This window comes from Bacteroides uniformis (assembly GCF_025147485.1).
Classification (GTDB): domain Bacteria; phylum Bacteroidota; class Bacteroidia; order Bacteroidales; family Bacteroidaceae; genus Bacteroides; species Bacteroides uniformis.
On sequence record NZ_CP102263.1, the window covers coordinates 447,501 to 462,817 of the forward strand.

At 46.7% G+C, this 15,317-nt stretch carries 7 protein-coding genes, 2 tRNA genes and 2 rRNA genes (1 of these 11 only partly in view); 4 read left to right on the forward strand and 7 right to left on the reverse strand.

Annotated elements, in window-relative coordinates:
• The 5 genes from NQ510_RS01820 to NQ510_RS01840 all read right to left on the reverse strand — a co-directional run.
• A 23S ribosomal RNA gene (locus NQ510_RS01820) occupies positions 1-1,823 on the reverse strand (it extends 1,057 nt beyond the left edge of the window).
• Positions 1,824-1,936: 113 nt separating this feature from the next.
• A tRNA-Ala gene (locus NQ510_RS01825) sits at positions 1,937-2,010 on the reverse strand.
• Between the two features lie 90 nt (positions 2,011-2,100).
• Positions 2,101-2,174 (reverse strand) — tRNA-Ile (locus tag NQ510_RS01830).
• Between the two features lie 135 nt (positions 2,175-2,309).
• Positions 2,310-3,836, reverse strand: a 16S ribosomal RNA gene (locus tag NQ510_RS01835).
• The 16S and 23S rRNA genes sit together here with 2 tRNA genes alongside, the layout of an rRNA operon.
• A 1,138-nt stretch (positions 3,837-4,974) precedes the next feature.
• Positions 4,975-6,690, reverse strand: a complete 1,716-nt coding sequence (locus NQ510_RS01840; RefSeq protein ID WP_005824747.1) for a DUF6377 domain-containing protein — start codon at positions 6,688-6,690, stop codon at positions 4,975-4,977.
• 440 nt (positions 6,691-7,130) lie between these two features.
• Between NQ510_RS01840 and NQ510_RS01845 the strand changes: the two genes are divergently transcribed.
• The 4 genes from NQ510_RS01845 to NQ510_RS01860 are packed head-to-tail and all read left to right on the forward strand — an operon-like array spanning position 7,131 to position 14,493.
• Positions 7,131-10,046, forward strand: coding sequence for a SusC/RagA family TonB-linked outer membrane protein (locus NQ510_RS01845; RefSeq protein ID WP_369738703.1), 2,916 nt, complete (start codon positions 7,131-7,133; stop codon positions 10,044-10,046).
• A gap of 18 nt (positions 10,047-10,064) precedes the next feature.
• Positions 10,065-11,591 (forward strand): RagB/SusD family nutrient uptake outer membrane protein, encoded by a 1,527-nt coding sequence (locus NQ510_RS01850; RefSeq protein ID WP_005824743.1) that lies wholly within the window; start codon positions 10,065-10,067, stop codon positions 11,589-11,591.
• Positions 11,592-11,622: 31 nt separating this feature from the next.
• Positions 11,623-13,134, forward strand: coding sequence for a glycoside hydrolase family 30 protein (locus NQ510_RS01855; protein WP_005824741.1), 1,512 nt, complete (start codon positions 11,623-11,625; stop codon positions 13,132-13,134).
• Between the two features lie 27 nt (positions 13,135-13,161).
• Positions 13,162-14,493, forward strand: a complete 1,332-nt coding sequence (locus tag NQ510_RS01860; RefSeq protein ID WP_005824739.1) for a DUF5125 domain-containing protein — start codon at positions 13,162-13,164, stop codon at positions 14,491-14,493.
• 93 nt (positions 14,494-14,586) lie between these two features.
• On the opposite strand, the gene NQ510_RS01865 is transcribed toward NQ510_RS01860, so the two are convergent.
• Together NQ510_RS01865 and NQ510_RS01870 are read right to left on the reverse strand one after the other, a co-directional pair.
• Entirely contained in the window at positions 14,587-14,931 is a 345-nt protein-coding gene (locus tag NQ510_RS01865) for a hypothetical protein (protein ID WP_005824737.1), read from the reverse strand.
• The gene (locus NQ510_RS01870; protein ID WP_005824736.1) at positions 14,928-15,236 is read right to left on the reverse strand and encodes an FtsB family cell division protein; all 309 of its coding nucleotides are present in this window, start codon (positions 15,234-15,236) and stop codon (positions 14,928-14,930) included. The genes NQ510_RS01865 and NQ510_RS01870 overlap by 4 nt, the downstream gene beginning before the upstream one ends.
• Between the last annotated feature and the right edge of the window lie 81 nt (positions 15,237-15,317).

Consider the following 15,317-nt stretch of genomic DNA (forward strand, 5'->3'; position numbering starts at 1 on the left):
TCATCTTTCAATTTTGCACAGCCCTGTGTTTTTGTTAAACAGTTGCCTGGACCTATTCTCTGCGCCTCGCCGTTAAGCGAGGACCCTTTATCCCGAAGTTACAGGGTCAGTTTGCCTAGTTCCTTAACCGTGAATCACTCAAGCGCCTTAGTATATTCAACCCGACTACGTGTGTCCGTTTGCGGTACGGGTACCTGCAGGATTAAGTTTAGCGGATTTTCTTGGAAGTATGATTACACGCACTATTGGATTGTTCTAAGAACGCTCCATACTATCAGGTTCGACTCTTGCTCCGGATTTGCCTGGAACAATCAGCATCTACACCCTTCAACGGACTATTCCGTCAGTCCGCGGCGCTGTCACGACTCCGTCTCCACGTCACTCCCACAGGTAGTACCGGAATATTAACCGGTTCTGCCATCGGCCTCGCCGTTCGGCTGAGCCTTAGGACCCGACTTACCCTGATCCGATTAGCGTTGATCAGGAAACCTTAGTCTTTCGGCGAGGGGGTTTCCCACCCCCTTTATCGTTACTTATACCTACATTTGCTTTTCCACACGCTCCAGCAAAGCTCGCGCTTCACCTTCGACGCCGAGTGGAATGCTCCCCTACCGATGATTTCTCATCCCAAAGCTTCGGTAGAATACTTATGCCCGATTATTATCCACGCCAAACTCCTCGACTAGTGAGCTGTTACGCACTCTTTAAATGAATGGCTGCTTCCAAGCCAACATCCTAGCTGTCTTAGCAATCTGACTTCGTTAGTTCAACTTAGTATTCATTTCGGGACCTTAGCTGTTGGTCCGGATTGTTCTCCTTTAGGACATGGACCTTAGCACCCATGCCCTCACTCCTGACATAGAACTGACACGCATTCGGAGTTTGTCAAGACTTGATAGGCGGTGAAGCCCTCGCATCTTATCAGTCGCTCTACCTCATGCCAGTATAAGTCAAGGCTGCACCTAAATGCATTTCGGGGAGTACGAGCTATCTCCAAGTTTGATTAGCCTTTCACCCCCACCCTCAGGTCATCCAGAAGCTTTTCAACGCTTATTGGTTCGGTCCTCCAGATGGTGTTACCCATCCTTCAACCTGCCCAAGGGTAGATCACTTGGTTTCGCGTCTACTCCTTCCGACTATACGCCCTGTTCAGACTCGCTTTCGCTTCGGCTGCAGATCTGAAATCCTTAACCTCGCCGGAAAAAGTAACTCGTAGGTTCATTATGCAAAAGGCACGCCGTCACACCAGAAGGTGCTCCGACCGCTTGTAGGCACATGGTTTCAGGAACTATTTCACTCTTCTGTTCGAAGTGCTTTTCACCTTTCCTTCACAGTACTGGTTCACTATCGGTCTCTCGGGAGTATTTAGCCTTACCGGATGGTCCCGGCAGATTCACGCAGAATTCCTCGTGCTCCGCGCTACTCAGGATACCACTAGGCTTCGCTTGGCTTCGCATACGCAGCTCTCATGCTCTATGGCTGTACTTTCCAGAACATTCTGCTCACCAACTTTCTTGCCACGGCGTGGTCCTACAACCCCACCCATGCCGTAACATGGATGGTTTGGGCTATTCCCCGTTCGCTCGCCACTACTGGGGGAATCATTGTTTATTTTCTTTTCCTGCAGGTACTAAGATGTTTCAGTTCCCTGCGTTAGCCTCCTGCAATGCAGGATGATACTTCTTCAAAGTACCGGGTTGTCCCATTCGGAAATCCGCGGATCAAAGGTCATTTGCACCTACCCGCAGCTTATCGCAGCTTATCACGTCCTTCATCGCCTCCGAGAGCCAAGGCATCCGCCATGTGCCCTTACTTACTTTTTGTCTTACCGATCACGTATGGTCGATATATACTTTCAGCTTTTAACTTTACTTTTTTTTGGTCACATCATGTCAAAGAACGGTGTTTCAATTATAAAACAATAATCAAAACGGAGTGGAGAATAACGGATTCGAACCGTTGACCCCCTGCGTGCAAAGCAGGTGCTCTAGCCAGCTGAGCTAATCCCCCTTCTTATAAGTGGAAAACGGAAAGTGGAAAGTGGAAAATCCGGAGAGTTCCCGATTTTCATTTCTCAATTTTCAGTTTTCAACTTTGAAGTAGTCCCAGGCAGAGTTGAACTGCCGACCTCTACATTATCAGTGTAGCGCTCTAACCAACTGAGCTATAGGACTGTCAGTCAAACCCTCGCCTTACGGCTCGGCTTCTACTTTTCTCGTATATTTTAATAAACAAGTACGCGCAGTACAAGAGGTTCTTATGGAAGCATAACTTCAAGAACCAACGATCGAGTCGAGACGTCACTCCAGAAAGGAGGTGTTCCAGCCGCACCTTCCGGTACGGCTACCTTGTTACGACTTAGCCCCAATCACCAGTTTTACCCTAGGGCGCTCCTTGCGGTTACGCACTTCAGGTACCCCCGGCTTTCATGGCTTGACGGGCGGTGTGTACAAGGCCCGGGAACGTATTCACCGCGCCGTGGCTGATGCGCGATTACTAGCGAATCCAGCTTCATGGAGTCGGGTTGCAGACTCCAATCCGAACTGAGAGAGGCTTTAGGGATTAGCATCACGTCGCCGTGTAGCTGCCTTCTGTACCCCCCATTGTAACACGTGTGTAGCCCCGGACGTAAGGGCCGTGCTGATTTGACGTCATCCCCACCTTCCTCACATCTTACGACGGCAGTCTCGACAGAGTCCCCAGCATAACCTGATGGTAACTATCGATAAGGGTTGCGCTCGTTATGGCACTTAAGCCGACACCTCACGGCACGAGCTGACGACAACCATGCAGCACCTTCACAACTGCCTTGCGGCTGACATGTCTCCACATCATTCAGTTGCAATTCAAGCCCGGGTAAGGTTCCTCGCGTATCATCGAATTAAACCACATGTTCCTCCGCTTGTGCGGGCCCCCGTCAATTCCTTTGAGTTTCACCGTTGCCGGCGTACTCCCCAGGTGGAATACTTAACGCTTTCGCTTGGCCGCTTACTGTATATCGCAAACAGCGAGTATTCATCGTTTACTGTGTGGACTACCAGGGTATCTAATCCTGTTTGATACCCACACTTTCGAGCATCAGCGTCAGTTACAGTCCAGCAAGCTGCCTTCGCAATCGGAGTTCTTCGTGATATCTAAGCATTTCACCGCTACACCACGAATTCCGCCTGCCTCTACTGTACTCAAGACACCCAGTATCAACTGCAATTTTACGGTTGAGCCGCAAACTTTCACAACTGACTTAAGCGTCCGCCTACGCTCCCTTTAAACCCAATAAATCCGGATAACGCTCGGATCCTCCGTATTACCGCGGCTGCTGGCACGGAGTTAGCCGATCCTTATTCATACGGTACATACAAAAAGGCACACGTGCCTCACTTTATTCCCGTATAAAAGAAGTTTACAACCCATAGGGCAGTCATCCTTCACGCTACTTGGCTGGTTCAGACTCTCGTCCATTGACCAATATTCCTCACTGCTGCCTCCCGTAGGAGTTTGGACCGTGTCTCAGTTCCAATGTGGGGGACCTTCCTCTCAGAACCCCTATCCATCGAAGGCTTGGTGGGCCGTTACCCCGCCAACAACCTAATGGAACGCATCCCCATCGATGACCGAAATTCTTTAATAGTTCTACCATGCGGAAGAACTATGCCATCGGGTATTAATCTTTCTTTCGAAAGGCTATCCCCGAGTCATCGGCAGGTTGGATACGTGTTACTCACCCGTGCGCCGGTCGCCATCAAACTTAGCAAGCTAAGTTCATGCTGCCCCTCGACTTGCATGTGTTAAGCCTGTAGCTAGCGTTCATCCTGAGCCAGGATCAAACTCTTCATTGTAAAAGTATCTTGACTGCGCATATTAAAAATTAAAGTGCGACAGCTTAATTATCTGTTCAGGACGCTCGAATTCAAAAAGTCTATCTTTACCTATCTATATAAAATAAGTATTGACGGTTCTTTTGTTTTACCCAGGTACGACGCGCCTTAATCATTAGTTTCCAATTATTAATTTGCGAAGCACCTGCTCTTGTACTACTTGTATTGTTTATGTAAATCTGTTCAAAGATCGCTTGTTTCACGATTGCTGTTCTTTTCAGAAAGCGGATGCAAAGGTAAGAACTTTAAAGCATATCTTCCAAATATTTTCGGAAGTTTTTTTCATTTTTTCTTTTTTTCTCTTTCCTCGTCGTCTCTCTTGTCGAAAGGGAGGCAAAAAGAAAAAGGAAGAAGGACCAGGCACCGTTTCTTTAAAAAGAATGTCAACTCGCGCTGCTTTCGTTTTCAAAAGCGGGTGCAAAGGTAAGGACTTTAAAGCATAACTTCCAAATGTTTCGGAAGTTTTTTTTCATTTTTCTTTTCCAAGGCCGAAGTTCCGAAAGAAACCTATGGCAAAGAAGAGAAAAATGGAAGCTTACCGCTCCGTTTTACTGTCAGAATGTCAAAACATCGCCGCCTTCGTTCCCGAAAGCGGATGCAAAAGTAGGGCTTTTACGGACATCTGCAAAATATATACAAGCTTTTTTTGAGGGTTTACGTGAACTTTTTCATAACTAGCTGATTGATAGATATGTTTTAAAGCATGTTTTTTAAAGGGAAAGAAAGGCAGGAAGGAAGGGGACACATTATATATATACGCGCGCGCATCGGAATATACTAAGTTCACCCCTTGACATAGACCACTGAACGGCCGGCACCACGCTTGAGGAGCCCAAAGAGAACTGACAATAAACCTGCGAAAGGCTACATCCGGAAAGCCCGGATACTAAACGAGAACTACTGAACAACTTTTCTCACCACAGATATGTTTCTTTCTTACCACACCCGCGTTTCTTTCTTTCCACAGCTGTGGTAAGAAAAGAACATTGCTGTGGAAAGATTAGTTTTTAGAGAAAAACAAGGTAGTACATCGCAGTTTTTTTCCTAACTCTTAGGTGTCATCTACGCACCATACTGCGACAATCAGTAGAAGCCTTTATCAAATCCACTTCTGTGCCCTACCCAAAGAACGCACAACGGCAGCAAACTCTTCCCGAGGAATGATAGCCTTATTACGTGTTTTCAAACGATTATTATAAACGGTCTGAGGTGAATAATGCAAGAATTCGGCAATCTTCACACTATCAGTGATACCTAAACGCACCAAAGCATAAATGCGCAATTCCGTATTCAGCAGCTCACCATCTTTTAGCACAATCTGCTCGTCAGGATGGAGCAAGGCATTGAAGTCACTTACGAAATCCGGATAAATGTGCAAGAAGATAGCATCAAAGTTATGATAGAACTCTTTCAACTCATTCTGTGCCATAGAATGAGTATCGGTCAATGCTTTCACATCCTCCAACTGGTTTGCCTTAAGCTTACGATTGATATTTTTCCGATACTCATCCAGCTTACTGATATAATTGGAACAAATGGAAAAGACATAACCTATGTATTCCTCCTTCACATAGTTGGATTCACGAAGCTGATTATTGGTATCCCTCAACTGTTCATTCAAAGAAGTAAGCTGTACATTCGTTTCTGCCACTTGTCCGTGCATTTTCGAAAGCTCTTCCACATGCTTATTCAAGCGGTTGTTTGCCTCATTCAGCTGTTGGCGCGACTGCTTCAACCGCTTCATCTGCTTGTATATATATAGGAAGGCAAACAAGGATATCAAGGACAAGACACTGACCAGTACCAAATACATACGTAACCGCGCTTCTTGCCTCTGATTACGTTCCTGATAGATCTGATGAATGGTGTCCTGCACCGCAGAGATGCCCACTACCCTCACCCGGTTCCGATATGCCAAGGCATTCTGCAAGCAGTAACTCATGTAGACATAAGCATGGTCAATATCACCCAAACTAAAAAGTACCCCCGCCAGCTCTTCCAACGAAGCAATATCTTTATTGGAGATACGTACATCGGCCATAGCAGAATATATCAGGTAAGTCAGATAATTTTCCTGCTCATCGGACTCGCGATAAAAGCAGGCCAGCACGTAAGCATTCATGGCATCGCGCCGAGTGTCGAATGCAGAATTAAGAATTCCCTTCTGCAAACGTTCTTTAAAAACATACATACTGTCCGTACCTTGTACTACCTGCCCTTTATACCACAAGAACAAGGGGTCTTCAGGGGTAAGAACCATATTCAAAGAGTCCTTGTAAACACGCTCCAACTGTGCATAATGTTCATGCAAAGTACCCATTTCACTACCGGTATACTGATTGAAATGCGAATACAGATACAACATTTGTCCGTAATAGTCCACTAACAATTCTTTGGGGAGCGAACCGCCCGAGACTCCGTCCAACTCATCCTGGGCTTCTTTCAACAGACCGGTGGCAGCCAACAGAAAAGACTTTTTTATCTTCCACTCCATCTGCCGGTATTTATCATTCTGCTTATAAACTATGTCCAAATTGCCTGCCACATAATTCATTGCAGAATCGGCATTATAGACACAATACTCATCATAAAGATTTTTATTCAGCCAATATCTCTCCTCCAAAGTACGCACATCCTTTCGCAACTTGTGCAACTGGGCAATCTTCGCCTCTTTAAGCATAGCAAACGTGTTTTTTTGCGCAATCAGAGAATCAAGACGCACCAGCAGTTCTTTTATCTTTTCACTGTAAGGTGCCGCATTCAGAAAGGTACACCCCATCAGCAAAAATAGTAAAGCTATGATTTTTCTTTTCATTTCTATTATCTATATAAGGCTGAGAGCACAAAGATAAATTAATCTATCTAAACATAAACTACCTCCACCCTAAAAAGTACATGAAATTTAAGAGATATTTCGACCGCTCAAAGCGACAAAACAGTATATACAGACCTCCTTCCATAGTGGCCGACCTTTACTTTACACAGTAATCAGCAAGAATACAACTTATTATATATCTGATATTTACATTTCACACAGACTTACTTCTCCATATTACCTGCCTATCGGACGAATAGGGTTGTCCGCTATCTTTGCAGCACAGAAAGAAAAGTGTACTATGGAAAACCACCAATCTCTATTAGGACATACTTTTCTAATAATAAATTAAATCTTTCAATTAAAGTACTATGAGAATGATTACAAGAAATCTTCTTACGCGGAGTTACAAGCTCCTTTTGACATTACTCGTACTGCTAATGTCAACAAATGCATTTGCCCAACGATTGACAGCTACGGGTAAAGTAACAGATGCTGCAGGCCTGGAGGTCATTGGCGCATCCGTATTGGAAAAGGGTACCGCCAACGGTGTTGTTACCAATCTGGACGGGGAGTTTTCCCTGAGTGTAGGACAGAATGCCACACTGGTAATATCCTTCATCGGCTACAAAACGATAGAGGTAAAAGCAACCACCAACATGAATATCACATTGCAGGAAGATAACGAACTGCTGGACGAAGTGGTAGTTATCGGTTATGGAAGTGTGAAGCGTAAAGACGTAACCACAGCCGTATCCACGGTTTCTACAAAGGATTTGGACCAACGCCCCATTGTATCGGCAGCCCAAGCCCTGCAAGGCAAAGCAGCCGGCGTGTCGGTTATGCAACCCAGCGGTGAACCGGGCGGAGGCATGAGCATCCGCGTACGTGGTACCACCTCATTCAACGGCAGCAACGACCCGCTCTACGTAGTGGACGGTGTGCCCGTGGACAACATCAACTTTCTCTCTCCCAACGACATTGAAAGTCTCTCTATCCTAAAGGATGCCTCATCGGCAGCCATCTATGGTTCGCGTGCAGCCAACGGTGTGGTACTGATTACGACCAAAGCCGGAGCAGAAGGCAATGCCAAAGTGGCACTGAACGTACAATATGGTATGACGAAAGTAGCCAAGAGCATGGATGCCCTGAATACAGAACAATACCGTGAGTTACAGGAAGAAATCGGGGCTGTCAACCCCGCTGCCCTTGAAGGTCTAACAGACCAGACAGACTGGTTTGATGAAGTTTACAAAACCGGACAGACCCAAAACTACCAGGTGTCCGTATCTAACGGAAACGAAAAGATGAAATACTTCCTCTCTGCCGGTTATCTGAATGAAAAAGGCATTTTGGAAGGCACGTACTTCAAACGATATAGCTTCCGTGCCAACATTGACAACCAGATACGCAGTTGGCTGAACGTAAGTGCCAATATCTCCTACTCCGACAATATCGGAAACACCGGCATCATTTCCGGTACGGGTGCCAACCGTGGCGGTGTAGTCCTCTCGGTTATCAACACACCGACCTATGCTCCTATTTGGGACCCTGAAAAGCCGAATCAATACAATAAGAACTTCTACGGGGTAAATATCATGAACCCGATGGAAAACCTGGCCCGCCAGAAAAACAACAAGAACAAGGAGAACCGCCTCATCGCATCCGGAGCCGCTACCATCAGCTTTCTGCCCAACCTGAAGTTGAAATCATCCGTAGCCCTGGACCGCCGTAACGGTGTAAGCACCACATTCCTCGATCCAATATCGACCACCGACGGACGCAACAGCTTCGGTACAGCCTCTGACAACCGGAATATGAATACCGTGTTGGTTTTCGATAATATATTGACTTACAATACCAATATCAAGAAGCACGGCATCGACGTAATGGCAGGTTCTTCCTATACCAAATCGGACTATACCAACAGCTGGATAAACGGCTCACATTTCCGGGACGATAAAATACAGACCCTGAACGCTGCCAATAAAATTTCATGGGACGGTACCGGAACAGGAGCTTCACAGTGGGCCATCTCTTCCTATTTCGCCCGTGTGTCCTACAACTATGACAGCAAGTACATGCTTACCATGAACATGCGTGCCGACGGTTCATCCAAGCTGCATCCCGACCATCGCTGGGGTATTTTCCCCTCCTTCTCGGCTGCATGGCGCATTTCGTCGGAAAAGTTCATGAAAGACATCGCTTGGATTGATGACTTGAAGCTCCGCGGTGGCTGGGGACAGACCGGTAACCAAAGCGGTATAGGCGATTACTCGTATCTGCAACGTTACAACATCAACCGCATACCCTGGTTTGAAGAAGGTAACGACCATGCAGTTCCCGGTATCAGCCAGGCCAACCTGAGAACAAGTGACCTGAAATGGGAAACTACCAACCAGACGAACATCGGTCTTGACCTGACTGTACTGAACAACAGACTGACCTTCAGCATGGACTACTATTACAAGAAAACTACAGACATGTTGATGAATGTAAGTCTGCCTGCTGGTGCGGCAGCAACCACCAGCATCACCCGTAACGAAGGCGAGATGACCAACAAGGGATTCGAGTTCGCCATCAACTCCCATAACCTGACCGGCGAGTTTTCTTGGGATACAGACTTCAACATTTCTTTCAATAAGAACAAGCTGACCAAGCTGTCATTGCAGAAAATCTATACAGCAGCAAGCAGCGCCGAGGTGGTGAAAGAAAATATCGTACGCAATGAGCCCGGACGTCCTTTGGGTGGTTTCTACGGCTACATCAGCGACGGTGTAGACCCCGAAACCGGTAACCTGATTTATCGCGACCTTAACGAAGACGGCAAGATTTCCACTTCTGACCGTACCTATATCGGCGACCCGAATCCCGACTTCATCTACGGATTGACAAACACCTTTACATGGAAAGACCTCAGCCTGAGCATCTTCATCCAAGGAAGCTACGGAAACGACATCTTCAATGTGTCCCGTATGGAAACCGAAGGTATGTATGACGGTAAAAACCAGTCAACGGAAGTATTGAAACGCTGGAGAATTCCCGGACAGATTACGAATGTCCCGAAAGCCAACTTCAACATCAAGAACTCCACTTACTTTGTAGAAGACGGCAGCTACCTGCGTGTCAAAGACATTTCACTCTCTTACAACATCCGTTGCCGCCAGTTCAAGAAATGGGGTATCAGCCGCGTACAGCCTTATTTTACCGCCAGCAATTTGCTGACCTGGACCAGCTATTCAGGTATGGATCCTGAAGTGAACCAATATGGCAACAGCGGTTCTGTACAGGGCATCGACTATGGAACTTACCCGCAGAGCAAATCATTCGTTTTCGGTATCAATGTTGAATTCTAAAAAAGGAAGAAATAACTTATGAAACTAAACCATATATATAAAAGTATAGCTTGCGGTGTATTGTTGGCAATGACCGCAACCTCATGTGACTTGGACTATAATCCGGTAGACACCTACTCGGATGTAACGGAAGGAGTGAACAAAACTGATGAAAAGCCTATTTTCAACAGTGTGCAAGACGTGGAAACTTCAATGGTAACCCTTCACAAAAAATTTCGTGACCAGCAGGAGCACTGGTATGTCGACAAACTGCTTATCGGTGACGCTCATTCCGATAATGCCTACGCCGGAACAACGGGGGCCGAAGTGGTGCCTTACGAAACCAACTCCATTGAAGGCTCTAATTCTGTACTAAAACGTGACTGGGACCGTTTCTTAGGCGACATTGCCGTTGCCAACCGCATCATCGTGGGCTGTGACCAGCTCAAGGCACTCAGTGAAAGTGAACGCGGCAAGTATCAGTCACAAGCCAAGATATTCCGTGCCATGGTCATGTTCGATATGGTACGCTTATGGGGTAACTTCCCGGTCATCACTACCGTGGGCGGTGACATTACCGAAGACAACGTAGAAGAAATGTACCCGACCTATTTTCCTCCACAGAATACGGCTGAAGAGGCTTACGCCCAAATAGAGAAAGACCTGACTGAAGCAGTGGAAAACCCCAACACACCGACAAACGACACATCAGACAAGAGCATACTTACCAAATCGGTGGCACGTGCCATGCTTGCCAAGGTCTATGCAGAAAAACCTCTGCGCGATTATGCAAAGGTTATCAAATATGCCGATGAACTTGCTGCCGACGGCTTCGACCTCGTGGAAGACTTCAGTGACCTTTGGGCGTATGATACGGAAAAAAAAGACTGCCGGGTGCGCAATACCAAGGAGGCAATTCTCGAAGCCCACTTTCCTCCCGGCTCCGGCAACTGGTGTACTTGGATGTTCGGCCGCAACTTGAGCAACTGGGATGAAAGTTTCACCTGGGCCAAATGGATTACCCCTTCCCGTGACCTTATCCGCCTCTATGAAGAGCAAGGAGACACGAAACGTTACAATGAATCTGTTGTATGGTATGACTGCGGATGGAGCAACTATTATCCGGCAGACCATTATGCCTTCATGTACAAATGCCGCTCTGCGTTCAACAGCATTATCTATCTGCGATATGCCGACATCCTGCTCCTCAAAGCCGAAGCAAAAATTATGGGAGAGACTCCCGACCTGAACGGTGCAGCCGACATCATCGACCGCATCCGCAACCGCGCCGGACTGGGCAAACTTCCACAAAGCACCCGCAGCAGTAAAGAAGCATTGCTCCAAGCTTATATGGACGAACGCCGCATGGAGCTTGCCTTTGAAGGACAGCGCTGGTACGACCTTTGCCGCCTCAATAAGGTAGAAGAAGTGATGAACGCCGTTTACGCCAAAGACAGCGGCCGCCATGCACAAGAAAATCTGTTCAATGAGAACTCCTATCTGCTGGCTATTCCCCAAGGAGCCATCGACCAGAACGAAAATCTGATACAGAACCCGGGCTATTAATACTAATGAGTAATATAAAAATCAATTGAATATGAATTTAAGAAATATATTCACTACCGCATTAGGCTGCTTCACCATACTGGCAGCCTGCGGCAATGACAATGACAGTAACATCACCCCTACACCGGAACCCAAGCCAGACCAACCCACGGAAGAGGTAAAGGATGTTACCCTCTATGTAACGAACACCAGTCGTACTTATGATTTGACAAAGTCCGGGCTGGCCTTCGGCACCGGAAGCAACATGTCACCTTCTACCGTGACACTCGACCCCACCACCCGTTATCAGGAAATGGACGGTTTTGGCGCAGCCATTACTGGCTCTACCAGTTACAACCTGATGCAAATGACACAAGAGAACCGCACGAAGTTTCTGACTGAGACATTCTCGGATAAAGAAGGCTACGGCTTCAGCTATGTACGTATTGCCATCGGTTGTTCCGACTTCTCATTCAGTGAATTTACTTGCTGTGACGAAAAGGGACTTGAGCACTTTGCCCTTCCGATGGAAGACACCAAGTATGTAATTCCTATATTGAAGGAAATTCTAGCAATCAATCCTACTGTCAAAGTGATTGCCGCTCCCTGGACATGTCCGAAGTGGATGAAAGTGAAAAGCCTGGAAGAACGTGTACCCTTTGACTCATGGACCAGCGGACACTTGAACCCCGAATATTACAGAACGTATGGCGAATATTTCGTAAAATGGATACAAGCTTTCGAAAAGGAAGGCATCAAAATCCACGCTGTGACTCCGCAGAACGAACCGCTGAACCACGGTAACTCAGCATCCTTGTTCATGGGATGGGAAGAAGCCCGTGACTTCATCAAGACTGGCCTGGGCCCTGCCTTCAAAGAAGCCGGAGTTACTACAAAGATTTATGTTTTCGACCATAACTACAACTACGACAATCTGGCCGACCAAAAAAGTTACCCTACCAAGATTTATGATGATGCGGAAGCCTCACAATACATTGCGGGCGCTGCCTACCATAATTATGGCGGTAACCGTTCTGAGTTGCTGAATATCCACAAACTCTATCCCAACAAGGAACTGCTTTTTACGGAAACCTCCATCGGTACTTGGAACTCCGGTCGCGATTTGGAAGCACGCCTGCTTAACGATATGGAAGAAATAGCATTGGGAACAGCCAACAACTGGTGCCGCGGCACCATTGTGTGGAATCTGATGTTAGACAGTGACCTGGGACCGGTAAGCCCCTCAGATGGTTCTTGCAAGACCTGCTACGGTGCAGTGGATATTGACAATACAAACTATTCTAAAATTGTCCGTAATTCCCATTATTACCTTATCGGGCACATGTCTTCAGTCGTGAAACCGGGAGCTGTACGTATCGGAACGACCGGTTACACAGCCAACGGAATCACCTACTCCGCCTTCGAGAATACGGACGGTACCTATGCATTCGTATTGGCAAACAACAATGCAGATGCCAAGCGAATCACCGTAAGCGACGGCACACACTACTTTTCCTACGAAGTTCCGGCCAAAGCAGTCGTTTCTTACCGTTGGAAAAAATAAAACTAATAATTTAAACAGAAGATTATAATGAAAAGCTTAAAATACTATCTAATGGCATTGGCAGGCATAGCCATGCTGAATGCTTGCAGCGATGACGATCCGGTTCCCGGCAACCCGACAATGGACTTTCAGGCAGAACCTTCTTCAGCCTTGTTCGGAGACAGTCTGCCTTTTACAATCAAGGCATCGGACGCAGATGTACCCCTTTCCACGTTAAAAGCGCGGTTATACTTCAGCGACGAAATGGTGTCAGAGACTATAATCCGTACAAAAGTAAACGGTCAAGACTATACCGGGAAAATATATGTTCCCTATCTGGCAAATATTCCCAACGGAACAGCTACATTGAAGTTCATTCTGCAGAACATCAATTTCACAATTACAGAAAAAAGCTATGACGTGGCGCTGAGTCGTCCGGACTTCCCCTACCTAACTCTGATTTCCGGAGACCAAGAATACCGCATGGAAAAAGTCGCAGCCAATCAGTATAGCGTGACCGGTGAATTTGCACAAAAAGTGAAAGGTTACATCAAAGCTCCTAAAGTAGGCGCCAACGGGAATGAAATCAACTTCGGATGGAGCAACGGTGCCATTACACAAGGTACCTCCAGTGAAATTACCTTCTCCAATCTGTCAGCTGGAGAATATTCCATCTCCTTCAATACGTTGACTTATGCAGCCGCTCCTTTCGTGAAACTACTGCTGAACGGTTCTGAAATGGAGATGGTGGATGATGACCATTACAGCATCGACCTCAATCTGAAGCAAGGGGACAACATCACTGCAGACATTCCCAACTTCGACCAATATTGGATAGACCCCGACTTCTTCGAAAAGAATGAAGACGGTTCGCTGAAGTTCCTGCCCATCGATGGAACTTATCGCGTCATTGCCAACCTGGCCCTGAATTATCTGGAAGTATTGAAAATGAACGGAACAAGCACCGCCACTCTGAACGATGACGGAACCGGCGCCCTTTGGATTATCGGTGACGGTATCGGTAAACCTTCCGTAGCGACCAATGCCGTAGGTTGGACTACAGAAAAAGGTCTCTGCATGTCACAGATTGAAGCGAAGAAGTATCAGGTAACAGTAGTAGCGGGAGAGCAAATCAAATCTGATGACATCAACTTCAAGTTCTTCCACCAGCAAGGTTGGGGAGGTGAATATAAAAACGATGCCTTGTCTACCACCAGTGACTTAGTATTTATAGGTGACAGTACCAACGGACGTGATGCCGGCAACTTGGGCCTCGTAGAAGGCAAAAGCCTGGAAAACGGTGTCGCTTACCGGTTCACAGTTGACGTAACGGCAGGTGTCTCTTCGGCAGTTCTGACAGTAGAAAAGGTAGAAAGATAGACGGATAACGCAGAAGATTAACTAAATGAGAAAGGGGCTGGCTCTATAAAAGAGTTCAGCCCCTCTTGTTTATGCAGAATATATGTTCCGGATTTAGCTTAAACCTTCTTTCGCCTCCTCTTGTGGAATACGTACCGAAGTGTAAAGCTCAAGAATGGCGGCTATCGTCAGAGACACAATCCATTCATTGCCCCTTGTAAAGAGCATGAATGCCCCCGTAAGCACCAGCAAAAGCGCACCGAATATTTGCTGTCGGCGCAGGCGTTTGACAGTGGGACTTTTACATTTGGACGGAGAATTAATTTGGGCCAAAGCAACCATCGTAGCGCCGATAGTATATATATAAGGTGAAAGAGGCCAGCCCGTGATATAAACGGCAGCTCCTGCCAAGAGCATCACGGCCCCTACTGCGAAAAGGGCGGGTATCAGTTGTTTCATTCTTCTATATCTTCTTCAAATACATAAATATCCTCATTGGGCTTTTTCATCAGATACTTCTCACGGGCAATCCGTTCGATGGCACCGGAGTCGACGGCAAGCTCATTGAGCCGTTCGGTATTCTCCTCGTATTCCTTGCGGTACTTTTCTATTTCATCGCGCAGACGGCTTTCTTCCCGGGCGTAACCCAAACGGCGTACAACACTGTTCTCATCCAGGAACCCGATAATTACAGCAAACAACGCAAGCGTAATCAGATATTTATGCTTGCGGACAAAAGACCAAAGAGAAGCAAGTTTATCCATCTCGTTATCTACTATTTAGCAATTTATCATTCATGATGGAGCTTGTCCATCATATAACTTCACGTCACAAAGATAAGAGGA

Excerpts from the sequence above, each read along its gene's own strand:
- NQ510_RS01840 (WP_005824747.1), bottom strand. The coding sequence starts at position 6,690 with ATGAAAAGAAAAATCATAGCTTTACTATTTTTGCTGATGGGGTGTACC.
- NQ510_RS01845 (WP_369738703.1), top strand. The coding sequence starts at position 7,131 with ATGTCAACAAATGCATTTGCCCAACGATTGACAGCTACGGGTAAAGTA.
- NQ510_RS01850 (WP_005824743.1), top strand. The coding sequence starts at position 10,065 with ATGAAACTAAACCATATATATAAAAGTATAGCTTGCGGTGTATTGTTG.
- NQ510_RS01855 (WP_005824741.1), top strand. The coding sequence starts at position 11,623 with ATGAATTTAAGAAATATATTCACTACCGCATTAGGCTGCTTCACCATA.
- NQ510_RS01860 (WP_005824739.1), top strand. The coding sequence starts at position 13,162 with ATGAAAAGCTTAAAATACTATCTAATGGCATTGGCAGGCATAGCCATG.
- NQ510_RS01865 (WP_005824737.1), bottom strand. The coding sequence starts at position 14,931 with ATGAAACAACTGATACCCGCCCTTTTCGCAGTAGGGGCCGTGATGCTC.
- NQ510_RS01870 (WP_005824736.1), bottom strand. The coding sequence starts at position 15,236 with ATGGATAAACTTGCTTCTCTTTGGTCTTTTGTCCGCAAGCATAAATAT.